The following is a 24,045-nucleotide window of genomic DNA, read 5'->3' on the forward strand; positions in this document are numbered from 1 at the left end:
TTCTCTCCTCACCTACTAAAAAAGGATACGCAGCCCAAGCCGCATATCCTTTTCCATATTATGATAACATTAAATCAATTAAAGAGCAGATGGTTCTTTAACTTCCCAGCCCAAAGCACTAGCACCAAGAACTGCTGCATCGCTTTCCTTCAACTGAGAGAACAAAAGTTTAGTTTTGCCTTCGTAAACTTTAAGCATGTTCTTGTCCATTGAACGTTTAACTGGGTTCATGATCAAGTCGCCAGCCTTAGTCAAACCACCGAACAAGATGATAGCTTCAGGGCTAGAGAATGCTACGAAGTCAGCGAATGCTTCACCCAACATTGTACCAGTGAACTCGAAGATTTCCAAAGCAAGCTTATCATTCTTCATTGCTGCATCGAATACATCCTTTGAAGTGATTTCATCCGGATCCAATTCACGCAACAAACTGTCTTCTTTGCGGATTTCCAAGAATTCGCGAGCTGTGCGAGCAACACCTGTTGCTGAAGCATAAGCTTCCAAACAACCCATACGACCGCAACCACAAGCACGACCGTTGTTGCGACGCATGATAACGTGACCTAACTCACCGGCAAAACCGTCATGACCGTAAACCAAGTTACCGCCAACTACGATACCGCTACCTACACCTGTACCCAATGTGATAACGATAAAGTCTTTCATACCACGAGCAGCACCGTAAGTCATTTCACCGATTGCAGCTGCGTTAGCATCGTTAGTCAAAGCTACTGGAATACCACCAACTTTTTCGCTGATCATCTGAGCCAAAGGAATTTTGTTTTTCCATGGCAAGTTTGGCGCAAATTCAATGCAACCGTTAAAGAAGTTTCCGTTTGGCGCACCTACACCAATACCTTTAATCTTTTCAGGGCCACCAGCCTGATTAATTACGCTAAGCAAACCATTGCTCAATGCTTCAACATAATCATCTATATCAGCATATTTACCAGTTTTGATAGAACCACTATACAAGATTGTTCCACGAGCGTCAACAACGCCAAATACAGTATTGGTACCACCTATATCAATACCTACTACATAAGGTTTCTCCATGATTACTTATATTGGATTAATAATTATTGTTTGTGTTCTTTTGTTTCACAAATATAAGAGGTTTATAACAAGTTCCAATGAATTATTCAGAAAAAATAACTTTTTGTATTAATTTTTCTTGGCATACACTCAATAACTATGTTTTAGAACATAAAAACGCGTTACAAAATGATATTTTTATGACAAGTTGATGGGTTAAAGTTCATACAATATTGTACAACAAAAATGCTAAATCGAAACCGTTCGAATAGCCATTACCAAATATAGACTCCAATGTAAAACAAAAAGAGGCTGCATTTTCATGCAACCTCTTTTCTGAATTTATTTATAAGTTGTCAACTTATCAACAAACTTGTCAACTTGTTAACTTGTAACCGGTATTATTTTACGCTTACTTTGAAGCTTTCACCGTCAACTGCTACAACTACGATACCTGCAGGAACGTTGATTGTTGCGTTGTCTGATGTCAATACTTCGTTAGCTACTACCTGACCCAAGATTGTAGATACTACTACGTTCTTACCAGCAGCGTTCTTAACTACTACTGAACCGTTGTTTGCTACAACTTTAACTTCAGAAGCAACTACTGATTCGTTAGATGTTGGAGCTTCAGCTGGGTTAACTGTAAATGCCATTGCATTATCTTTGTCTGTCAAGATAACAACACCATTCTTCTGACCAACATACAAGTCTGTATTTTTAACTGAACGAACTACATATTCATCAGCTACAGCTTCATCTTTCAATGTGATTGTAAATTTGAATGCATCAGCCAAATCTTTACCTTCTTCAGCTACTGCAGAAGCAAATGCTGCTTTCAAAGTACCTTTAGCTTCATTTGTTGATTCATCAACCATAGCATCTTCACCATAGTAATAAACATCATTATATTTATACTTAGCAGTGAATTCATCAAATACCTTAGCTGAATCAATTGGATTGAACATATAGTTGCGAGCTGCTACTGAATCATTACCAAATGAGATATAGAATGAAGGATGTTCATTTTCAATATCTGCAGTATCCAACCAGAATACCTGACCTTCTGAAGCCAAGAAACCTTCGTTGATACCTACCAAATCTTTAACATTGATTGAGCCTCTAGCGTTATCGAATGTGTAGTGACCTGAAACTGCTGGAAGAGATGTGTTCAACTCTACATTTGACAACACATTTAGATTAGCAAAAACATTGTTAACAGCATCCGCATCATAACGAGAAACTGAAGTAAATGTCAAACCATCAGGATTAGTTCCAGTTACTTTATTATACTGAACACCAGCAACTTGCTGAGCCGCATAGGTTGCTAAACTTGTTGTATTAGGAGAATGAGATACTAATGAATAGCCTCCATTCATATTCTTTGCAAAAGCAAAGACAGTGTTCGGAGTAGAAGATTGAGAAATTGAATATCCTGAACCCAAAGATTTAACTACCTTACCATCCTTATCAAGCTCTGTAGCTAAGATATAAGTAGGAATAACCAAATTAGCTTCTGCAGTCTTATAAGTAACTTCTCCTTCTGCATTCAAACAAGCATAAGTAAAATCTGGTTTAGTAACTTTATCTGCTTTCTTATCATCTGTAAGATTTTTTACAGCATAGAAAATGATAGCATTCTCAGAATCCAAATCAAGAGTCATGCTTGATTTAGCTTCATTATAAACTCCAAAGAATTCTTTTTCACCTGCCAAAACTGTTTCTCCAGTGAATGATAACTTGATACCATTCTTCATCTGATCTTCAGTCAATGCCAAATAGCCATCATTCTGAGTTGTTTCAATAGGCAAGAATTTAACTACAGCATTAACATTTCCATCTACTGTTGCAACCTGATCTAATCCTGATTTAACTTCATAACCAGCTTCAGTTTTAGCTACACGAAGAGTCAAAACTTGATCTGTCAAACGATTCTTTAAAGTTACTGTATATTTTCCATCGAAATCAGTTACTACCCACTGGTTTTGCGCCATTGAGAAATCCAACTTACTAGCAGGCATATAGGTTTCAGTTGTACCTGTGCTAATAACATAGTTATAATATTTACCTGCTCCAGGAGTACCATTAACAACCAAAATTGATACTGTATTGATCGCATCAGCTTTCAAGAATTCAGAAGCAGCCAAGTATGTATTATCTCCTAATTGTGCATTCTTAACTACAGACCAATTTGTAGTAGGAGCAACAGTTGTAACATAGGCTTTAGTATCTGTCGCAGAAGTTTTGATTGCAGCAACCTTTAATTCAGTATCACTAAAAACTTGACCAGAAGTTTTTGTCACATTAGGTTTGATTGACAACTCAACAACACCTTCATTATTCAACTGGTCTTTTTCTAAGATAGAAGTAAACGCAGCAATAGAAGTAGAGTCAGCAACGATAGCACCATCTTTAAGAGCATTTTCTGCTTTCATCCAATACAAAGAATAACCTTCCTGAGCAATTGTAGAATTCAAGCCATAACGAGAATTTGGGTTAATAGCAAGAATTTCTACATCTTTGTATGTTTTAGCATCAGCTGGATTAAAATCTTTAGCTTTAGAGCCTCTGACAAAGTATGTTCCTTGTTTAGCAGTGTTATCAGCAGACAAAGTAACAGGTATCACACTTTTAAATTCATTACCAACTAATTCATCATCAGAAAAGTCAAAGCTAAATGTTGTGCTAGTTGCATTGAATTCTTTTAAGTCTGTTGCCTTATAATCTAATTCTGTAGTATATGCAACAATTGAAGAAGTATATTCACACAAATTCTTTCCAATACCATTAACTACATATGTAACAATATTGCTTATATCTGTTGTTTTGTCTTTAGAGAAGAATTTTGAAACGACTTTATCTTTATCTGTTACAGTTGAACCAGATACAGATGAAACAGACAATTTCTTGCCATCAACATATAACTCAAATACAACACCACCTGTTACTGTTTCCAAATTTCTCACTTCAAAAATAGAAGCATTTTTAAAGTCACTTTGAGAAGTAACAAATGAAGTAAATTCTGTCTCACCAACTTTTACTGTACTTACAGTCAAATAATTACTATTGTCCTTTTTCAGATAAAATTTAACGCCATCAGCCAAATTAATTGCTTTTATCTGAGTTCCATTTGGAGCAGTTGCATACTCCACAAGTTTAACATCAGGAGTATAAACACTTGCTGCATTTACCGAAAAAGCAGATGCCAACAACAAGCTGGCACAAACCATAGTAAATTTCTTGTTCATAATCTTTAAAAATTTAGTTATTAATAGTATGTAATTAAAAATCTAGTGTAATATCAAGTTCTAAAAAGGCTATCTATATTATAGCCACTACTGTGCAAAGGTAGTTCTTTCTTTTATACCTACAAATTTTATAAAGGAATTTTTATCGATTCAATTGTTTTCTTATCACTTAGCTAAGTTATCTAGTACGAAACCCCAGTTTTTGGTGACATAAAATATTCATAGAATTTCTCCGACATACAATATAATATATGTAATTAACCATAGACAAGTATTCATAAGGATGAGATGTTTATTTTAACTCACCTAGGTGAGCTAATCAATCCACCTAGGTGAGCCGATTGAACCACCTAGGTGAGCCGAAAAAAATTATTAACTAAAAGGGTGAAATTTCCATCACCAATCCATATTATTAATGTACTAGAAGTAAGTTTTGATTGACACCCGAATCAGAACAATAACATCATGAAAATAAGCAATAAAACTATTATCTTTTTTCGGCAAAATGTAAAACAATACTAATCTCACAAATGTTATATTAACAGATGATTCTTACGAACAACGAAACCAAGAGACCAATTGTATTCTTTATGCTAACATTGCTCCGAAAGAACCATAGAAACTCACTAAAAGAATAAAAATATGAAAACAAAAATTTTCAGTGCCTTCTGTTTAATTGCATCAATGTTTTCCTGCTCGAAAGATTGCGATATTCCGGAAAATGAATCACAAGACAATCTTGTATCACCACGAATTACTGCAATGGTAAACGACGAAACCGGCTACAGTCCTCTAACCGGTATTCTGGAGGTTTATCCTTGCGAAAGTAACAGTTCAATTTATTATGGGAATTATGTCAATGGAGAATTAGGTCCGTTCAACGGTTATTACCGCATTCTGGAAGGTCATATATTCGGGGATTATAACCGGGTGTTGAGTTTGCCGGATAATTTCTATAATTTCGTTTATTGGGGAACGCCCAAATATGAAGAGCCAATATACAGCAAACCGCAAATCAGTTCGCCGGGCTTAGTCGTTGGAGCTGACTTGAGCAAGTTATATTTTACCCTAAGGAAAAATGATGACAACACTTGTGCTCCTGTGTATGATTTGGTTTTTGCTCAAAAAGAGACTCACACAAGCGACGACTTTAAAGCTGAGCTTAGAAGAGTGGTTGCAGGATTGAAAGTTACTGTTAAAAACAGCAATAACGGAACTTTCAGCTCTAACATAAAGAGTATGGAAGTCCAAGTTGGAAGTATTGCAGAGAAACTTAACTTCTATACGGCAGAGCCGGAAAACCAGACAAAGACCGTAAAATTTGAGCTTGCCCGTTCTGTTGATGACACTGAAATGACCAATGCTACTGTGATGCTATTTCCTTCAGCTCCAAACCCGCTGATAAAACTGGTAATCACAATGCAGGACGGGACTACAAAAGTGTTGTCAAAGAATATAGAAAACACTCTTTCGGCGAATACTAAACTGAATCTTAACATTACCATCAAGGAAACTATCGTAAATAATAATACCGGAGATTTCAGTATTCAAAACTGGAATGAAGTGACCGAAGATATTGTATTTGAACTGAAATAAAACTATTAATATACGGATATGGGATGTCTGAGAAATAAAAACACGCAGATGTCCCATATCCATTTCTATTTATCACATTATACCTAAAAAAACTATCAAAATGCATACGTCATATTATTTAAGTTATATCTTTGCAAACATATATCAAACAATTTGAAAAACACCTATGATTCATCTGGAAGGGATAAACAAAACATACCACAACGGTGCGCCGCTACATGTTTTGAAAGGAGTGGATTTAGATATAGAGAAGGGAGAAATGGTTTCAATCATGGGAGCATCCGGTTCGGGAAAATCCACATTATTAAATATATTGGGTATATTGGATACTTACGACTCCGGTATATACACTTTGAACGGCCAGCTTATACGCAATCTGAGCGAGAGCAAGGCTGCCGAAATCCGCAACCGCACGATTGGTTTTATCTTCCAGTCGTTCAATCTTATATCTTTCAAGAATGCTATGGAGAATGTGGCTTTGCCTCTGTATTATCAGGGTGTGAGCCGCAGGAAGCGTAATGAGCTTGCTCTGGAATATCTGGATATGGTGGGACTAAGGGATTGGGCTCATCATATGCCTAACGAGATGTCCGGCGGGCAGAAGCAGCGTGTGGCTATCGCCCGTGCGCTAATTGCAAAACCGAAAGTCATCCTTGCCGATGAGCCTACCGGCGCATTGGACAGCAAAACCACAGTGGAAGTGATGGATTTACTTCGCAAAGTGAATCTGGATGGGATGACGATGGTGATTGTCACTCATGAGCAGTCGGTGGCGGATGCGACGGATAGGGTTATTAGGGTGAAGGATGGAGTTATAATATGAGGGGACAAGGGAACAAGTTGACGAGTTGACAATGAGTTTTTCTTGTTTCTGAAGCCTTGTCAACTTGTCTCCTTGTTAACTCGTCAACAAACAAACTCATAAACTTAAAAACTTAAACAATGTTCGACTTAGACAATTTCCGCGAAATCTGGAGTACCATAAAGCGAAACAAGCTGCGTACTTTCCTTACGGGATTTTCCGTCTCGTGGGGTATATTCATGCTTATTGTTCTGCTGGCGGCGGGAAACGGACTTAAGAACGGTATCATATATAATTTCCGCAACATTTCCATGAACTATGTAAATGTTTGGACGCGCTATACGACAAAGCCATGGCAGGGAATGCCGACAAACCGCGCGATTAGCTTCCGCCAAAATGACCTGGACGATCTGAAGAGGGATTTCAAGGAAGTGGAATATTGCTCGGCTTCGATTAACCATTCCGATACTATTACATATAATAAAGAATATTTCACCGGGCAGACCGAAGGGGTGATGCCGGACCATGCCATTATCAATTATATTAATGTAAAGTCTAATAATGGCAGATTTATAAATGAGGCGGACGTGAAGATGATGAGAAAAGTGATTGTGCTGAGTCCGCGTATGGCTGAAGTACTGTTCAGAGGCAAAAATGCTTTGGGCGAATATGTCAGATGCGGTAGTTTTATGTTTCAGGTTGTTGGAACATACGAAGATGAAAATAACAGTAACAACTCTCCTGCTTATATTCCTTTTTCGGTAGCTCAGCAACTATATAATAAAGGATATGGATTCGGCTCGTTAAACTTCACTCTTAAAGGAGTTAACACCGAAGCAGAGAATGATGCCTTTGAGGAAAAGTTCAGAGGATGGATGGCAAGGCGCCATCAGTTCGACCCGACGGATGAGAATGCCATTGGTATGTGGAACCTGGGAAGCGAGTTCCGTTCGTTCAACACTATGATGGCGGGAATCAACCTGTTTATATGGATTATCGGTATCGGAACTTTGATGGCAGGAATTGTGGGCGTAAGCAATATTATGCTTATCACGGTGAGAGAACGCACGAAGGAGTTCGGTATCAGAAAGGCTATCGGTGCAAAACCATCATCTATACTTATGCTTATAATCACGGAATCAATTATGGTTACCGCCGTGTTCGGATATATCGGCATGATTATGGGAATCGGGCTAACGGAGATGATAAATTATGGTATGGAAACGGCACAGGCAGCGCAAAGTGCTGTGGAAAGCAGTAATACCGTGGGAGGAAATGTTTCGACATTCCGTGACCCGACAGTTAATATAAGTATTGCAATTTCATCAACTATACTGATTATTGTTGCCGGAGTGCTTGCCGGTTATTTCCCGGCACGAAAGGCTGTGAAGATTCCAGCAGTAGAAGCGATGAGAGCAGAGTGAATATATAGAGACGAGGGAACAAGTTGACAAGGGAACAAGGAGGATTCCTTGTACCTGTAGCCTTGTCAACTCGTGAACTAACAAACTTATAAACTTAAAAACTCAAACAAATGTTCGACCTGGACAGATGGATAGAAATATGGGTTACAATAACCCGAAATAAGACAAGGAGCCTGCTGACATGTTTCGGCGTGTTCTGGGGAATTCTGATGCTCGTCATATTATTAGGTTCGGGCAACGGTATGAAGAACGCGATGTATAAGTCGGTTGACGGATTTGCCACAAATTCTGTGTTCTTCTTTTCTGACAGAACATCCGAATCATATAAAGGATTCAATAAAGGACGAACCTGGAATATGCGCAACAGGGATGTAGATAATGTAAGGGAAATACATGGCGTGGAAGCAATCTCTCCTATCCTGTGGGGCTCACAGAACGAAAAGAATATCGTTTACGGACAGATGACGGGAACATTCAACGTTAAAGGTGTGACCGACGATTATTTCAAAATAGAGAATCAGAAACTTTCATATGGAAGATTGCTGAACAAAATAGATTTAAAAGAGAAAAGAAAGGTTTGCCTTATAGGAAGCAAGGTGAATGAAGTGCTTTTCAAAGGTGCAAATTCGTGCGGCAAATATATACGTGTGAATGGTATTTATTATCAGGTGATTGGTGTAACAGACCAAAAAGCTTCGAAAGTAAATATCGGCGGACGAGCTTCGGAAACTGTTTTCCTCCCGTTCAACACGATGCAGCAGACGCTTAATCAAGGAGATATAATTCATTTCCTTTGTGTGCTGGCTTCGCCCGGTGTAAAGATGAATGATTTGGTTGAAGAAATAAAGACTGTGATAAAACAGCAGAATGAAATATCGCCGACTGACCCACAGGCTATCGGTGTGGTTAACGTGGCGGAACAGTTTGAGACTTTCCAGAATCTGTTTGTCGGTATCGACATTCTGATTTGGATTGTCGGAATCGGAACATTACTTGCCGGAGTTATCGGTGTCAGCAATATTATGATGGTGACAGTAAAGGAAAGAACAAGGGAAATCGGGGTACGCCGTGCATTGGGTGCAAAGCCTTGGAATATTATCTCGCAGGTGATGAGCGAAAGTTTGCTTATCACTGCTATGGCAGGATTGATTGGTCTGAGTTGCGGTGTATTTATCCTGGATTTCTTAGATAGAATATTAATTGCTCAGAATCCTACGGGAGAAGACAGTCCGCTGGTGAATCCGGGCGTGAGCATTCAGGTTGCTGTTGCAGCAACTGTTATTCTCCTTTTCTGCGGCTTGCTTGCAGGACTTATTCCGGCGTGGAGGGCGATGCAGATTAAGGCGATTGATGCGATTAGGGAGGAATGAGGGGAAAGGAGTTAAGGAGTTAAGGAGTCAAGTAGTCAAGAAGTTAAGTATACTATTCCCTTGTCAACTTGTCAACTCGTCACCTTGTTAACTAAAAAACTTAAAAACTAAAAAACTTAAAACATATGTCCAACAGATTAGTAAAGAAAGTATTGCGTATAATACTGCTCAGCGCAGTTGGTTGTGCAGTTATCGGAACATTCTATTTCTTATGGAAGAAAGCGCAGCCGGTGAAGACTATTTATGAAACTATTTCACCGGAGAAAGGGAATGTTGCGACAAAAACAGTGGCAACAGGTAATGTTGAGCCAAGATATGAAGTTGCGGTGAAACCACAGATTTCCGGTATCATTGCCGAGCTTAAGAAAGAAGCCGGTCAGATGGTGAAACAGGGCGAAATAATTGCCACTATCAAAGTTATTCCTGAGATGGTTCAGCTGAACAGTGCCGAATCGAGAGTGAATCTTGCCGAAATTTCATTGAAACAAATCGAGGAAGTATATAAACGTGACGAAGATTTGTTCAAGAAAGGTGTTATCGCTCTTGAGGAATTCGAGACAAGTAAGGCTAATTATCTAAAAGCTGTTGAAGAACGTGCAAATGCTCAGAGTGCGTTGGAGATTATACGTGATGGTATTGCCAAGAATTCAAATGTGGAAAGTACAACTCAAATCAGAAGTACGATTACAGGTATGATTCTGGATATTCCGGTAAAAGTAGGTAATTCTGTTATCCAGGCAAACAATTTCAATGACGGAACAACTATTGCAACCGTTGCCGACATGAATGATATGATATTCAAAGGAAACGTAGATGAAACAGATATAGGCAGAATCAAGGAAAATATGCCGATAGTTCTTACAATCGGTGCTATGGAAAGCCGCAAGTTCGATGCCAGTCTGGAATATGTTTCACCAAAAGGTGTTGAGAAAAACGGAGCAATACAGTTTGAAATAAAGGCTGCAATAAAGATTCCGGAAGATGCTTTCATCAGAGCAGGATATAGCGCAAATGCAGAAATCGTTCTGAAAGAAGTAAACGATGTTATGACTGTGCCTGAAAGCACTGTTGAATTCAAAGGCGATTCTTCATTTGTATATGTTATTACTCAGGAAGTTCCGGAACAAGTGTTTGAAAAGAGAAGTATTACAACAGGACTTTCTGACGGAATAAAGATTGAAGTGAAGAGCGGACTGAGCGAAAGCGACAAGGTCAGAGGTGCTGAGGTTGAGAAGAAGTAACAACTCATAAACTAAAAACTCAAACCAGATGTATAAATCATTTTTACTGAGCATAGCAGCCATAATAGGAACACAATATGCGACGGCACAGGAGAAAGCCGGAAGCTGGACTCTAGAAGAGTGTATACGATATGCTATCGAGAATAATATTTCTCTGAAACAAATCGAACAGGACAAGGAAAACAAGAAAGTGGAACTGCATACAAGCAAGCATAGCTGGTTGCCGTCAGTCAATGCAAGTTTGTATCAGAACTTCGACTTCGGACGTTCGCCTTCGAAAACGGGTGTCATTGTGGACCAGAACTCGGCAAATACTACAGCTTCAATAAACCTGAGTATGCCTATTTTTGACGGATTGAAAACTCCGAATGATATCGCAGCGAAGAAACTTAATCTAAAAGCAGCAATGGAAAGTCTGAATAAGGCACGTGAGGATTTAGCTATCAACATTGCTTCTTATTATCTTCAAGTGTTATATAACAAGGAAATTAAGAATATTGCCGAACTGCAGGTAAATCTGAGCCGTGAACAGGTGGAAAAGACTGAGGCTTTGGTTAAGAACGGTAAAGTTCCCGTATCTCAATTATATGATATGAAAGCACAGTTGGCAAAAGACGAAGTTTCGCTTACGGAAGCAGACAATAATGTGAGCCTTGCGTTGCTGAATCTTGCCCAAAGTCTTGAACTGGAAAGAAGTGAGAAGAATTTTGATATTGTTATTCCTCAAACCAGTGACGCTATAGAAACATATATGAGCAGTATTGTCCCACCGGATAATATTTATGAACATGCCGTTACATTCAAACCGCAGATTAAAGAGCAGGAATATTTGCTGGAAAGTCAGAAGAAAATGCTGAATGTGGCAAAGAGTTATTATTATCCGCAGCTTTCATTAGGAGCAAGTTATACCAACGGATATTATCATTATTATACGGGTGATAATATTTCTATTCCTTTTGGCGACCAGTTGAATCAGAACGGACGAAGAACAATTGGTTTCTCACTGACAATTCCTTTGTTCAACAGATTCCAGGTACGTAATGGTGTGAGAAGCTCTCGCATTGCCATAAAGAATCAGGAACTGGCTATTGAGAATACCAAGAAAACTTTGTATAAGGAAATACAGCAGGCATATTATAACGCAACTGCTGCCCAGGCAAAATATGAATCTTCAGGTAAATCAGTAGAAGCAAGCAAAACAGCATTTGAATATGCTGAAAACAGATATAGCGCAGGGAAAAGCACTGTATTTGAATTTAATGAAGCAAAGACAAAATATGCCCAGAGTCTGGCTGAAGAAGCGCAGGCTAAATATGACTTTATATTCAGGGCAAAAATTCTGGACTTCTACGGAGGAAAAGAGCTTAAGCTGTAAGTCGGCGGCCTAGGTATTTCACAGGGTACCAGGCTGCCAGAAAGCCTATCACTAGGACTGTGACAAGAACGGCAAGAACATCGCCCAGCATAAGATGCACCGGATATGAATCAATGATGAATGCACCGGATGCATCGCCAAGCTTTATTATTCCGAAATATTGCTGGGCAAGGCAAAGAACAACACCTATAACTATGCCAATAAACGCTCCGAAGGCGGAAATCATCCATCCTTCGAGAAGGAAGATGTTACGAATCTGAGTATCGGAAGCTCCCATATTACGAAGAGTGCAAACATCATTCTTCTTCTCAATCATAAGCATTGAAAGAGAACCAATGATGTTAAACAGGGCAATGGCAAGAATGAAACAGAGAATAAGGAATGTAACCCATTTCTCAATCTGCATCATACGGAATGAAGCTTCCTGCTGCTCGAAACGGTTCTCAACAACAAAATCACCGCCAAGGATTTCTTCTATTTCTTTTTCCGTTTGGGGAAGTAATTCCGAATCCTTAAGTTTAAGTTCCAGGGCGCTGATTTCTTTTTCGTAGTTGAAAAGAGAACGGACAAGGTCGATGGGAACAATCATATAGTTCTCATCATATGCCTGTTCGTTAATCCGATAGACTCCGGCAATATAAGCATATTCAACGCGGAAAGATGATGCCGGATTCGACATATTTACTTTCTCTTCTCTTTTAGGAGCATATATCTCAAGAGGAGAAACAAAGCCGGCATTTATGCCAAGTGAGGAAGCAAGGCCAATTCCCATAGTCGCATAATTAACAACATCCTCTGATAAGGTGAACGTTCCATCAATCAGTACGCTGTCAATATTGGTCAAATGATGAAAACTTTCGTCAACGCCTTTTACTACAACACCTACAACCTGGCGTTCGCGATATTTCACCAATGCATTATCCTGAAGAACTTCTCCGGCAAAAGCTACATTGCTAAGATGGCGTACTTGTTTTATTCTCTCGTCTGAAGGATCGAACACTTTTCCATAGTGTGGTGTGATTTTCAATTCCGGATCGAAATTGCTGAACAAACCGGAAACAAGGTCGTTGAATCCGTTATAGACAGAAAGAGCACACACGAGAGCAATAGTTGCAACAACTACGCCACAAACAGAAACCATAGAAATCACGTTGATTGCGTTATGAGATTTCTTGGAAAACAAATATCTGCGAGCTATATAGAATGAGAAGTTCAAAGGACTGATATTTTCAAATGATTATTTTTTCAACAGTTTATCGATATTCTCAATATAATCCAAAGAATCATCAATAAAGAATGTCAATTCAGGAATCTTACGCAACTGCAAATGAACACGCTGACCAAGGTCATAACGGATTGCTTTTGTGTTTGCACGTATAGCAGATAACAACTCTTCAGCCTTTTCAGAAGGGAAAATGCTCAAATAAGCGCGGGCAACACTTAAGTCCGGGCTTACACGAACAACACTGACAGAAACCAGAACACCAGGCATAGCCTTTGTCTGCTTTAGGAAGATGTCGCTTAATTCTTTCTGCAACAAACGTCCGATTTTATTTAATCTTGTACTTTCCATAAATATTTATTTTTTCCAAATCATTGTCAAACCATCACGAAGCGGAAGAATTACTTTCTCTACTCGCTCGTCGTTCTTTATTTTATCATTGAATTCCAATATTCCTATTGTCTGCTTGTCAGACGGAGAGATTTTCTCTTCCACAACTTTTCCATCCCAAAGTGTATTATCTGCCAGAATCAGACCTCCGGGACGAACCATAGGAAATATCAAATCATAATACTGTGAATACAAACGCTTGTCAGCATCAATAAACACCATATCAAATGTCTCGCCCAATGAAGGAATTATTTCAACAGCATCACCGATATGAAGTCGGATTTTGTCTTTATAAGGAGAACGGTCAACATATTTCATAATGAAATCTTCCATCTCGTCGTTAATTTCCAAAGTATGCACCAAAGCTCCTTCTTCCAAACCTTCGGCAATGCAGAGAGTTGCATAACCTGTGTATGTTCCTATCTCAAGCACGCGCTTCGGACGAAGCATACGACAAAACATCTTCAATATTCTGCCTTGCAAATGTCCGGACAACATACGAGGACGAAGCAGGTTCACGTTGGCATCGCGAGTCAAAGCTGAAAGCAATTCTCCTTCTTCATCAGAGTGAGAAAGAATATAATCGTCAATTGACACTTCTTCTACCCTATCCGGCAAATGTGTAAGATAACTGTCTCTTCCCATAGGTAAGTATTATCAAATGATAAAATTCAAACACAGAGACATAGAGATATATTGGTAGAATCTCTATGCCTCTGTGCTTATATAAGGGGACAAGTTGACAAGGCTACATATACAAGTTAACAAGGTCAGAACACATGTAATATCATGAATTATTATCTAAAAATCTTGTTAACTTGTCATCTTATCAACTTGCTAAATATATTTAGTCTTTAAAAGTTGGCAACTGATACTGGTTTCCAGCATTCAACACCTTGCCAACATTGTTAATTTCAAGGAATGTTGTTCCACCACCTTCACCATAGCTACCGCTCAAATAAGCAACCATATCATCACGAGTAATACGACCGCTATTGATAAGCTGATTCAATGCATCATAGAAATATCCACGGCGACTATCATTCCATGGCTGATGAACAGCCCAAACACCGTAAGACAAAGACAACATACGCATTACACGTTCGTTGTAGCAAATAGCAAATACTGTTGAAGTACCACGGAATGCAGCCAAATAACGAGCTGTACGTCCAGTGTAGCTGTCAGTGATGATTGCCTTAACGTGAAGTTTAGAAGAAGACTTAACAGCCTGTTTTGCCAAATAAGAAGTTACATCCAAGTCGTTGCCTTCAATTGGAACACGGATATCGTTAGCAGCCAATTTAGTCTTTTCAGCTTCTCTAGCAACTTTAGCCATTGTCTGAACTGCTTCAACAGGATACTTACCGTAAGCTGTTTCACCACTCAACATCAAAGCATCTGTACGATAATAAATAGCATTTGCGATATCAGTAACTTCAGCACGAGTTGGACGAGGATTGTTAATCATTGAGTGCAACATTTGAGTAGCAACAATAACCGGTTTCTTAACCTCAACGCACTTACGTATCAACACACGCTGGATACCAGGAATCTTTTCTGCAGGAACTTCGATACCCAAGTCACCACGAGCAATCATAATACCATAAGCAGCTTCAAGAATTTCGTCGATATTGTCAACACCTTCCTGGTTCTCAATCTTAGCAATAATCTTTATTGGGCTGTTATGTTCATCAAGAATACGCTGGATATCCAAAACATCCTGTTTGTTACGAACGAATGAATGTGCGATGAAGTCCAAATCATTGTCAATAGCCCACAAGATATTTCTGCGGTCTTTTTCTGTCAATGAAGGAAGATTAATTCTAACACCCGGAACGTTTACACTCTTGCGGCTTCCAAGAGTAGCTTCATTCTGAGCTTCGCATACAAGATAATCAGCATGTTTTTCGATAACACGCAATTCCAAATCACCATCATCAATCAAGATATCACTATTTACACTCAAATCCTGAACGAAATTTGAATATGAGACATAGATATGCTCGTGAGAAGTTTCCATTTCAGGATTTCCTGAAATTTTTACAATATCACCAATCTTGAAAGCAATAGGTTCCTTGTTTACAGTAACAGTTGTACGAACTTCAGGACCTTTTGTATCCATCAGAATACCAATTCGGTTAGACACTGTACGGATATTATTTACAACACGGCTCAAACCTTCTGCATCCATATGGGCTGTGTTCAAACGAGCCACATTCATACCTGCTTTATACAATGCGTCAACAAATTCTACTTCGCAACGCATGTCAGAAATCGTCGCAACAATTTTAGTATGCTTCAACATAAGATTTTTAGTTTGTAACCAACAGTGACTGTCCTTTTTTCCGGCTTGGACACTGATGGTCTATATTAAACATTAATATTATTTTTAGTTTTTGAGTTTTTTAGTTTTTGAGTTGACAAGTTAACAAGTTGACGAGTTAACAAGGGGTTAGTAAATTTAACTTCTTAACTACTTGACTCCTCAACTACTTAACTTCCTATCTCCTTCCCTCACAAATCTCCGCCATTCGCCAAAAATGATTCAAGGGCAAGGCGATAAGAATCAAGACCAAAGCCAAGAATTACTCCACGGCAAGCAGCAGAAATCATTGAAACATGACGGAAAGACTCTCGTGCATGAACATTTGAAATATGAACCTCAACTACTGGTGTAGTAACAGCTTTTATCGCATCATGTAGGGCTATAGAAGTATGTGTGTAAGCTCCGGCATTCAATATTATTCCATCGAAATCAAAACCTACTTCATGTATCTTATTAATCAATTCGCCTTCAACATTACTCTGATAATATTCTATTTTACATTGAGGGTACTGAACTCGCAGACTCTCCAGATAACCATCGAACGCTGTATTTCCATAAACGGTTGGCTCCCGCTTGCCTAGCAAATTAAGATTTGGACCGTTGATGATTTGAATTTTCTTCATTTTGTTACCAATTTATTACCTTTGCAGACATACTTCCCATCAAAAGGAAAAATTTGGTACAAATATACGAAATTTATTTGACACATTAATAAAGACATATACAAACAATGCGGCAAGAAAAAGATATATTTACGAAATATAAGATTTATCTGCAATTGGAAAAGTCTCTTTCCGCAAATTCCATAGACGCATACTGGAGAGATCTTGATAAATTAAGAAATTTTGCAGATGACAAAGGAATAAAAATACAAGACATAAAATACGAAGATTTGCAAGAATTCGTCGCCGAATTACATGATATAGGTATTCATCCTCGTTCGCAGGCTAGAATTATTTCCGGGATAAAATCATTCTATCATTTCCTTTTGCTTGAAGATTATATTCAAGACGACCCGACTGAATTACTTGAATCTCCCAAAATTGGAACAAAGCTGCCGGAAGTTCTTTCCGTCAATGAAATAAACGCAATCCTTGACAGTATAGATTTATCAACACCCGAAGGACACCGCAACCGTGCCATGCTTGAAGTACTTTACAGTTGCGGTTTACGTGTATCAGAGCTTGTGAACCTTAAGTTTTCGGATATATATCCAAAAGAAGGATTTATAAAGGTTGAAGGAAAAGGCAACAAACAGCGCTTGGTTCCGATATCCGATATTGCTCTGAAAGAAATAGAGATGTATCTTCCGGACCGAGGTGTAATAACAGTAAAACCAGGAAACGAAGATATATTATTCCTCAACAGAAGAGGCAGCAAACTAACAAGAGTTATGGTTTTTCTGATAATAAAACAACATGTTGCCCTTGCCGGAATCAACAAGACTGTGAGTCCGCATACTTTCAGACATTCATTTGCGACCCATTTGCTTGAAGGTGGAGCCAATCTGAGAGCAATACAGGATATGCTAGGACATGAAAAAATAACTACAACCGAAATATATACACATATCGACCGTGAGTTCATCCGAAAAGAAATACTTGAACATCATCCTCGCGGAAACAAACTGAAAAATAATGGCAACACAATATAAGGTTGCCATTAACTTTCTCTCTCTCCAAATATTACTTTTTTCAGTTTCTGATACATAAATGACAGAACAAGCAATACTATTCCTATGAATATAAAGACAAAAACTTTACCTATTGTCGGAAGAAGCCACAAATCAATTGCTACAAGTTTAAACATAAGAACAACGAATCCTACAAAACCACATATACGCATAGTTTTCCAATTCTTACGCATACCCAAGGATATCATCACAAAAACAGCTATGGCAAGCGAAACAGATATTCCGGCACTACCTTCATATTCAAATCCAAGCTGGTGAAGTAAAACATTAACTGCCATAACCCATGTAACAGTTCCGCTAGCAGAAAGGAAACAAGTTACCAAGTCGGTTGCTTTATCTTTATAATTGTTGTCAACATAATATGACTTTATCAACATCAGCAGATATAACGTTATCATTGCAAACCCTACCCAAAGATAAACATAACAGCCTTCCATTTCCAAGAAGTTAAGAGCCAAGACAAACAACAGACAAAGTGCCTGCGGATAGGCAGAAACTAATATGTAAAATAAATTTGTTTCCGAAGGTAACAACCTGTAACGGTATAATAGAAATGAAATGATTGCACTGAACAATATTGAGAACAGGAATATCCAACCTATCAAATCCGAGCGTTCGGATAAATTAGCAATTAAATCTATAACTACTGAAGAATATAATACCAATCCGGCAACTATGCCAAATGGTAATATATCTGGCAAAGCTTTTTGATAACAATAAACAGAAACTAATATAAAAGCAATTGATACGAAACATGATGTCAGGAAATAACCGTTAATAAACAATCTTTCGTTGAAATCATACACATAACAATCAATTGACCAAGAAAAAAATGTAAGTAGCAAAAGAGCAAGCGCCGCAAAACGATATAATTTATTACCGAAACGGCTAAATAACCATACGGCAACTAATGTTTCGATTGTCCAAAACAATGTTACAAACGAGCCTTCCAACTGAACAGGCACCGCTGTTACCATTGCCAACAGGACAAGTCCAAGCAACATCTGAAGCATATTTCTCTTATCACGATGATTTATATAGAAATACACATAAAGAACCATATTCACCAAAGCAATAAATACTGGTGAGAAAACCGGAAAATGTATGTATGGTTCGAAATAAAGCATACATCTGTCTGCCAATATCCAAAATATTAAACTGTTAACGACAGGTAAAGCCAATAAAGATGTGTTTGCCCAACGGTTACTGCTCTTAACTATCAACAATGCCGACAACTGGAACATCAGATAATAAGCTATAACAAAACCAAACATCATTGCAGGCTTTGCCACTTCAGTTTCATCTTCCCAATAAACCGGTATCGATGACAAACAAAGAAACCATGTCAATACAGTACAGAAAAGCGGCAATTCTCCCCAGCGCTTATAGAAAGATATAGTAAACATACTCATATCCAGAACTGCCATATATGCAAACAGAGTTATTATCCCTTCTGTTCCTTCACTTACAAGGAATGGAGCTATAAAACCTCCTACCAATGCTATTGAAGCCAGTTCTCGCCTGTCAAAAATCAGCGAAATACAAATCATGAATATGGAGAAAATTACAAGCATAACAAATGCTGCAGTTTGAGAGAACAAACCATAATAATGGTATGCCATTGCTACAGTGACATAAAATACAGCAAAGCCTCCTCCGGAAAGTAATGAACTGAAAGTCCGGTAACGGTCTTTCAGCCAAAAAGCAAACCCTAATAATACAACACCACAGGCAAATCCTAAAACCGTACGTACAGTTTCACTTATCCATTCATTGTCTATCGCATACTTAACAAACAAGCCAATGCCAACAACAAGTATCAATATACCTATTTTACCGAAAACATTCTCACCCATAAGTTTTTCAAAGTCATACGACTTTCTCTTATTTTCAGGAATCTGACTATTCGGCATCACCGTCTGCGGTTTAACAACATAAAAAGGAGGAGGTGGTGGAGGTACCGCTTCTGATACTTTTGTTTCCTGTTTTTCAACTTCGGATATTTCCTTTAATTTAAATTTTAATGTATCAACCTCTCGCTGCATCTTTTCGATTTTAGCCGAGGTTTTATTCATTTCCGACCGGAAATAGATAAAGATTATTATTACGAAGAACAGTAAAATGGCTTCCATATTTGTATGTTATTGTAAACTTAGTTGAACAACTCCCCTAACTTACAATCTTTTTATAATAAAATAATACTTCACACAAGAAAATCATATATCAAAAATAATTATGAACAAAAAAAGACGAGCCTTTAATTCAATGGCTCGTCTTCAAATACACTTTAAATATCTGGATTTTATGTACTGTCGTTTTTCCTTTTTCACTCAACGTCATACTGTTGGAACAGGAAGTCGTTGTATGGGAAACGCGTTATATGTATTTCCTTGACTCTCTCATAAAGCAGAGTTTTCAAAGCATCGATATTAACCTTTTCTTTTGCGGATATAAAGATACAATTATCTTGCATTTTTGCCATCCATGTCTGCTTAAATTCATCAAGACTGATGTTTTCTCTTGTTTTTGGAGTCAAATCATCCTCATCTTTCGGGACAAAAGAGAATGCATCAACCTTGTTGAAAACCATAATTACAGGTTTCTCTGTCTTGTCTATTTCCGAAAGAGTTTTATTAACAACTTCTATCTGCTCTTCAAATGTAGGATGCGAAATATCAACAACATGAACCAAAAGGTCAGCTTCACGCACCTCATCAAGTGTTGATTTGAAAGACTCTACCAACTCAGTCGGCAATTTACGGATAAAACCTACAGTGTCCGACAACAGGAACGGCAAGTTTTCCACTATTACCTTGCGCACAGTAGTATCAAGTGTTGCAAACAGTTTGTTTTCGGCAAACACTTCACTCTTGCTAAGCAAATTCATCAAAGTTGACTTACCGACGTTGGTATAACCAACTAAAGCCACACGAACCATTTTACCACGGTTCTTTCTCTGAACGCTTTTCTGTTTGTCAATATCGACAAGGTCTTTTTTAAGTTTCGAAATTTTGTCGAGAATAATACGCTTATCCGTTTCGAGCTGAGTTTCACCCGGACCACGCATACCGACACCACCACGCTGACGTTCCAAGTGAGTCCACAATCGAGTCAATCGTGGCAACATATATTTATATTGAGCCAACTCAACCTGAGTTTTAGCGTGAGCAGTCTGAGCACGACGTGCGAAAATATCAAGAATCAAACCTGTTCTATCAAGAATCTTTACCTGAAGTTCCTTTTCAATATTACGCAATTGCTTAGGCGACAATTCATCATCGAATATCACTAAACCTATTTCGTTCTCAATAACATATTCCTTAATTTCCTGCAATTTACCAGTACCAACAAAGGTCACAGGATTTGGATAATCCAGCTTTTGGCTGAATTGTTTAACAGCTTGCGCTCCTGCAGTGTCGGCAAGGAAAGCAAGTTCGTCCAGGTATTCTTTTACCTTCTGCTCGTTCTGCGAAGGAGTTATCAAACCAACCAGAACAGCCTTTTCTGTTTGTGCTTCGGAAATAATAAATTCTTTCATAATGCAAAGATACAAATTTCAGTTATATTCTTCCTTTATATCATTGATATTCGATTTTTTTACACTATCTTTGGAAAAGTTGTTTCACCATAAAACCTAAAGGCTATGAAGAAATTAATAGAACACATTCCTTTATGCGCTATGCTTTTCTTAAGCTCTAGTTCTTTGATGGCGCAAGTTGATAATCCGGAAAATTGGGGTGAGTTTGTGAATAGCAGTAGTAACATCTCGTTGAGAGATACATTTGTTATGCAAACTTTCAAAGATTCACCTATTGACAATTGGTACTTTAAACATCAGAACGGTTCATTGAATTACTTTGACACCAAAGATTCAGGGATAGAAAATGCTTCGGGAGGAAGAACTCTGAAATTAGTTCCCGGTGATAAAATCCAATTTGATGATTTTGATATTGACTTATCATATTATAGTGGTAACCCTCAAATATTATGCACATTTGCTGCCCAAAATGTAAATATGGGGGAAGAATTAATGGTTTCGGCAATCAAAGAATCAGAATTTAAAAATAAAGTTTTTCTTGATATACCTAATGATAATTATAGTATTGGATTCCGAAAAAAAACAACAAGTAATAATAGAGGTAGCTTTTTTGCATTCATATTACCTGCTAAAGAAATCACAATAGAAATAGCGCAAAGCGATAATCCAAGTGAAGGATTCTATTGTATAGATAGTATTTATGGTTCTGGAAAAATCCAATCCCACTCCCTCTTCACCTCCACCGGAAACTGGAACAGCCCCGAAAACTGGTCTCACCTTCCGGCTTTGAGAAACAGAAATGCACTTATACAAGGAAAAGCTATCGTTGACGAATCTATAAAATGTAATGAAATACATCTTGATGGAGAAATTGAAATAATCAACGGCGGAGAACTCGCTGCAAGCAAAATGACCATTCACAAGGAATTTCCGGAAAAGGGGAAATGGTATTTCGTTTCTTTCCCTTTTGATGTTTACAGTAATTGTGTCGGTTCAAATCTTCAGCAAGGAGATGAAACTACAAAGGGCAGCGGAAATTATTTCTATGTCCGCAGATATAATAGTGAAGGTCGAGCTCAAAATGGTATTTCCGCAAATAATTGGGAAGTTGTAAACATTAAATCCGGCAACGAACTTCTGTTTGAAAAAGGTAAAGGTTATCTGATTGCCTTGGACGAAGGAGCTACATATAATAATATGTATGTATCATCAACAGAAGATGAATCTTTATTACTTACATCAAATAATATAATCTCTATTTCTGCCGAAAACGCACAAAGCGGAAAAGATGAAAACAACGGGTGGATTCTTTGTGGAAATCCTCTCACCTCCGCACTAAAACTTTCCGACATAAAAACTAACGGGAATACTGATGGTAATATATATGTATATGACGGAGAGAAATATCAGCCTTATTCTATAGGCAGCGATTATTCAATTCCGGCAGGTGATGCATTCTTTGTGAAAACAAAAGGAAATACGGAAATCAATATTGAATCAAGCGGAAACTCTGCTTTGAAGATGATAAGTTCGTCACCTGTATCTGTATTCAACGGAAATGAGCCTGTCACTTCTCCGGTAAGTATTGAATCTGTAAAAACGATGGAGATGCGAATTGAAGGAGACAAAATCATTCTTCCTCCGAGCAACAGCAGTAAGGTTATAGATATCTATGATATTTCAGGAAAAGCTATTCAAAGAGAGATTCTTTCCGGTGAGCAGACATCATATTATTTACCTCAACATAAAGGAATATTGATAACCAAGATTGAGTTTGACAATAAAGTTGAGGTATTGAAACATATCAGAAAATAATACCACACATATTTTAAAATATATCCGAGGAAAAATAAAATAGGGCCGAACCTAAATTCGCGTAGGTTCGGCCCCATTTTGAAATATATATAGACCTAAGAAAGCGTAGGTCTATATATATTTTTATTGCAAGAACTATCATTTCAAACTATGCTGGAACATCCATGATATGAAATCAGGTTCGGCAAAAGCATTGTCCCAGCTATTATGGTCAACACCAGGATATTCCTTATAACGAACTTCAACGCCTGCCTTCTTCAAAGTATCATAAGCATCACGTGAAAATTCTACATCCACCACGCTGTCAGCTTCACCATGATAAATACTAAAAGCAGTATTTCCTTTGAAATTTGCCAATCTTTGCAAATTTGCACCTCCACAAATAGGAGTAGCAGCGGCAAACACCTTAGGATAGCGGCAAACCAAATCGAAAGTACCTATTGCACCCATTGACAAACCAGTAATATAAATACGCTTCGTATCTACAACACCTTTTGCAATATAGCTGTCCAAAAGCTCCTTCACAGCAGCCAAAGGTTTTGTAATAGGGTTTGAAGCCGGGAAAACACGTTTGCCTCCTTCTTCTGAAGGACGAGTATAAGTGACCCACCAATCCGGAGCTGGCGGACATTGAGGAGCGATAATAATAGCCGGATATTTCTGCTGATTCAAATAAGAGGCAAACATATCTCCTCCATGAACAAGCTGAGCTTCATTATCAGTTCCTCTCTCTCCTGCTCCATGAAGGAAAAGAATTACCGGATATTGTTTTGAGGAATCATAATCCAAAGGATAAAGCACACGATAATTCAACTTATATCCACTGTTTGTAGTAAACTGTTTTTTCAAAAAACTTGTTTTGTCTCCCGCAAAGAGAGAGAAAGACAGAAACAAACCTATTGCCAAAAGGCCTAATTTGTGTAGTGTTCTCATATGGTTTATATTATTTATGGTATAAGGGCAAATTTAC

At 38.1% G+C, this 24,045-nt stretch carries 18 protein-coding genes; 8 read left to right on the forward strand and 10 right to left on the reverse strand.

The window, feature by feature from the left end:
• Positions 1–78 precede the first annotated feature (78 nt).
• Positions 79–1,056, reverse strand: a complete 978-nt coding sequence (locus tag ACYIAR_RS07930; RefSeq protein ID WP_480333286.1) for an ROK family protein — start codon at positions 1,054–1,056, stop codon at positions 79–81.
• Between the two features lie 380 nt (positions 1,057–1,436).
• Positions 1,437–4,283, reverse strand: a complete 2,847-nt coding sequence (locus tag ACYIAR_RS07935; protein ID WP_480333288.1) for a DUF6383 domain-containing protein — start codon at positions 4,281–4,283, stop codon at positions 1,437–1,439.
• Between the two features lie 642 nt (positions 4,284–4,925).
• Here ACYIAR_RS07935 and ACYIAR_RS07940 point away from each other — a divergent pair.
• From ACYIAR_RS07940 to ACYIAR_RS07965, 6 genes are all read left to right on the forward strand, one after another.
• Positions 4,926–5,879, forward strand: coding sequence for a FimB/Mfa2 family fimbrial subunit (locus tag ACYIAR_RS07940; protein ID WP_480333290.1), 954 nt, complete (start codon positions 4,926–4,928; stop codon positions 5,877–5,879).
• A 166-nt stretch (positions 5,880–6,045) separates the two neighbouring features.
• A complete protein-coding gene (locus tag ACYIAR_RS07945; protein ID WP_480333292.1) occupies positions 6,046–6,702 on the forward strand; it encodes an ABC transporter ATP-binding protein in 657 nt (218 codons plus the stop codon).
• Between the two features lie 119 nt (positions 6,703–6,821).
• Positions 6,822–8,105: an ABC transporter permease gene (locus ACYIAR_RS07950; RefSeq protein ID WP_480333294.1), complete on the forward strand. Its 1,284-nt coding sequence runs from the start codon at positions 6,822–6,824 to the stop codon at positions 8,103–8,105.
• 110 nt (positions 8,106–8,215) lie between these two features.
• A complete protein-coding gene (locus ACYIAR_RS07955) occupies positions 8,216–9,475 on the forward strand; it encodes an ABC transporter permease (RefSeq protein WP_480333296.1) in 1,260 nt (419 codons plus the stop codon).
• A 125-nt stretch (positions 9,476–9,600) separates the two neighbouring features.
• Positions 9,601–10,716, forward strand: coding sequence for an efflux RND transporter periplasmic adaptor subunit (locus ACYIAR_RS07960; protein WP_480333298.1), 1,116 nt, complete (start codon positions 9,601–9,603; stop codon positions 10,714–10,716).
• Between the two features lie 28 nt (positions 10,717–10,744).
• A complete protein-coding gene (locus ACYIAR_RS07965) occupies positions 10,745–12,091 on the forward strand; it encodes a TolC family protein (RefSeq protein WP_480333300.1) in 1,347 nt (448 codons plus the stop codon).
• On the opposite strand, the gene ACYIAR_RS07970 is transcribed toward ACYIAR_RS07965, so the two are convergent.
• The 5 genes from ACYIAR_RS07970 to aroQ all read right to left on the reverse strand — a co-directional run bounded on the left by ACYIAR_RS07970 (position 12,081) and on the right by aroQ (position 16,652).
• Positions 12,081–13,307, reverse strand: a complete 1,227-nt coding sequence (locus tag ACYIAR_RS07970) for an FtsX-like permease family protein (RefSeq protein ID WP_480333302.1) — start codon at positions 13,305–13,307, stop codon at positions 12,081–12,083. The genes ACYIAR_RS07965 and ACYIAR_RS07970 overlap by 11 nt on opposite strands.
• A gap of 21 nt (positions 13,308–13,328) precedes the next feature.
• Positions 13,329–13,664 (reverse strand): 30S ribosome-binding factor RbfA, encoded by a 336-nt coding sequence (gene rbfA / locus ACYIAR_RS07975; protein ID WP_480333304.1) that lies wholly within the window; start codon positions 13,662–13,664, stop codon positions 13,329–13,331.
• A 6-nt stretch (positions 13,665–13,670) separates the two neighbouring features.
• Positions 13,671–14,348, reverse strand: coding sequence for an O-methyltransferase (locus ACYIAR_RS07980; protein WP_480333306.1), 678 nt, complete (start codon positions 14,346–14,348; stop codon positions 13,671–13,673).
• 202 nt (positions 14,349–14,550) lie between these two features.
• The gene (pyk, locus tag ACYIAR_RS07985; RefSeq protein WP_480333308.1) at positions 14,551–16,008 is read right to left on the reverse strand and encodes a pyruvate kinase; all 1,458 of its coding nucleotides are present in this window, start codon (positions 16,006–16,008) and stop codon (positions 14,551–14,553) included.
• A 209-nt stretch (positions 16,009–16,217) separates the two neighbouring features.
• A complete protein-coding gene (gene aroQ / locus ACYIAR_RS07990) occupies positions 16,218–16,652 on the reverse strand; it encodes a type II 3-dehydroquinate dehydratase (RefSeq protein ID WP_480333310.1) in 435 nt (144 codons plus the stop codon).
• A 107-nt stretch (positions 16,653–16,759) separates the two neighbouring features.
• On the opposite strand from aroQ, the gene xerD reads away from it, so the two are divergent.
• Positions 16,760–17,683, forward strand: a complete 924-nt coding sequence (xerD, locus tag ACYIAR_RS07995; protein ID WP_480333312.1) for a site-specific tyrosine recombinase XerD — start codon at positions 16,760–16,762, stop codon at positions 17,681–17,683.
• Between the two features lie 8 nt (positions 17,684–17,691).
• Here the strand turns inward: xerD and ACYIAR_RS08000 are convergent, their stop codons facing one another.
• Complete coding sequence (locus ACYIAR_RS08000) at positions 17,692–19,854, reverse strand: DUF2339 domain-containing protein (RefSeq protein WP_480333313.1); 2,163 nt, start codon at positions 19,852–19,854, stop codon at positions 17,692–17,694.
• Between the two features lie 194 nt (positions 19,855–20,048).
• Positions 20,049–21,260 (reverse strand): GTPase HflX, encoded by a 1,212-nt coding sequence (gene hflX, locus ACYIAR_RS08005; protein ID WP_480333315.1) that lies wholly within the window; start codon positions 21,258–21,260, stop codon positions 20,049–20,051.
• A gap of 105 nt (positions 21,261–21,365) precedes the next feature.
• Between hflX and ACYIAR_RS08010 the strand changes: the two genes are divergently transcribed.
• A complete protein-coding gene (locus tag ACYIAR_RS08010) occupies positions 21,366–23,075 on the forward strand; it encodes a hypothetical protein (RefSeq protein ID WP_480333317.1) in 1,710 nt (569 codons plus the stop codon).
• Between the two features lie 138 nt (positions 23,076–23,213).
• On the opposite strand, the gene ACYIAR_RS08015 is transcribed toward ACYIAR_RS08010, so the two are convergent.
• Positions 23,214–24,008, reverse strand: coding sequence for a carboxylesterase family protein (locus ACYIAR_RS08015; RefSeq protein ID WP_480333319.1), 795 nt, complete (start codon positions 24,006–24,008; stop codon positions 23,214–23,216).
• Positions 24,009–24,045 lie beyond the last annotated feature (37 nt).

The sequence above is a fragment of the Parabacteroides sp. KHUB-01 genome (genome assembly GCF_056640935.1).

Coding starts and splice junctions, on each gene's coding strand:
- pyk (WP_480333308.1), bottom strand. CDS start 16,008: ATGTTGAAGCATACTAAAATTGTTGCGACGATTTCTGACATGCGTTGC.
- ACYIAR_RS07960 (WP_480333298.1), top strand. CDS start 9,601: ATGTCCAACAGATTAGTAAAGAAAGTATTGCGTATAATACTGCTCAGC.
- ACYIAR_RS07955 (WP_480333296.1), top strand. CDS start 8,216: ATGTTCGACCTGGACAGATGGATAGAAATATGGGTTACAATAACCCGA.
- ACYIAR_RS07965 (WP_480333300.1), top strand. CDS start 10,745: ATGTATAAATCATTTTTACTGAGCATAGCAGCCATAATAGGAACACAA.
- ACYIAR_RS07940 (WP_480333290.1), top strand. CDS start 4,926: ATGAAAACAAAAATTTTCAGTGCCTTCTGTTTAATTGCATCAATGTTT.
- aroQ (WP_480333310.1), bottom strand. CDS start 16,652: ATGAAGAAAATTCAAATCATCAACGGTCCAAATCTTAATTTGCTAGGC.
- ACYIAR_RS08010 (WP_480333317.1), top strand. CDS start 21,366: ATGAAGAAATTAATAGAACACATTCCTTTATGCGCTATGCTTTTCTTA.
- ACYIAR_RS07950 (WP_480333294.1), top strand. CDS start 6,822: ATGTTCGACTTAGACAATTTCCGCGAAATCTGGAGTACCATAAAGCGA.
- ACYIAR_RS07930 (WP_480333286.1), bottom strand. CDS start 1,056: ATGGAGAAACCTTATGTAGTAGGTATTGATATAGGTGGTACCAATACT.
- rbfA (WP_480333304.1), bottom strand. CDS start 13,664: ATGGAAAGTACAAGATTAAATAAAATCGGACGTTTGTTGCAGAAAGAA.
- ACYIAR_RS08000 (WP_480333313.1), bottom strand. CDS start 19,854: ATGGAAGCCATTTTACTGTTCTTCGTAATAATAATCTTTATCTATTTC.
- ACYIAR_RS08015 (WP_480333319.1), bottom strand. CDS start 24,008: ATGAGAACACTACACAAATTAGGCCTTTTGGCAATAGGTTTGTTTCTG.
- ACYIAR_RS07935 (WP_480333288.1), bottom strand. CDS start 4,283: ATGAACAAGAAATTTACTATGGTTTGTGCCAGCTTGTTGTTGGCATCT.
- xerD (WP_480333312.1), top strand. CDS start 16,760: ATGCGGCAAGAAAAAGATATATTTACGAAATATAAGATTTATCTGCAA.
- ACYIAR_RS07945 (WP_480333292.1), top strand. CDS start 6,046: ATGATTCATCTGGAAGGGATAAACAAAACATACCACAACGGTGCGCCG.
- hflX (WP_480333315.1), bottom strand. CDS start 21,260: ATGAAAGAATTTATTATTTCCGAAGCACAAACAGAAAAGGCTGTTCTG.
- ACYIAR_RS07980 (WP_480333306.1), bottom strand. CDS start 14,348: ATGGGAAGAGACAGTTATCTTACACATTTGCCGGATAGGGTAGAAGAA.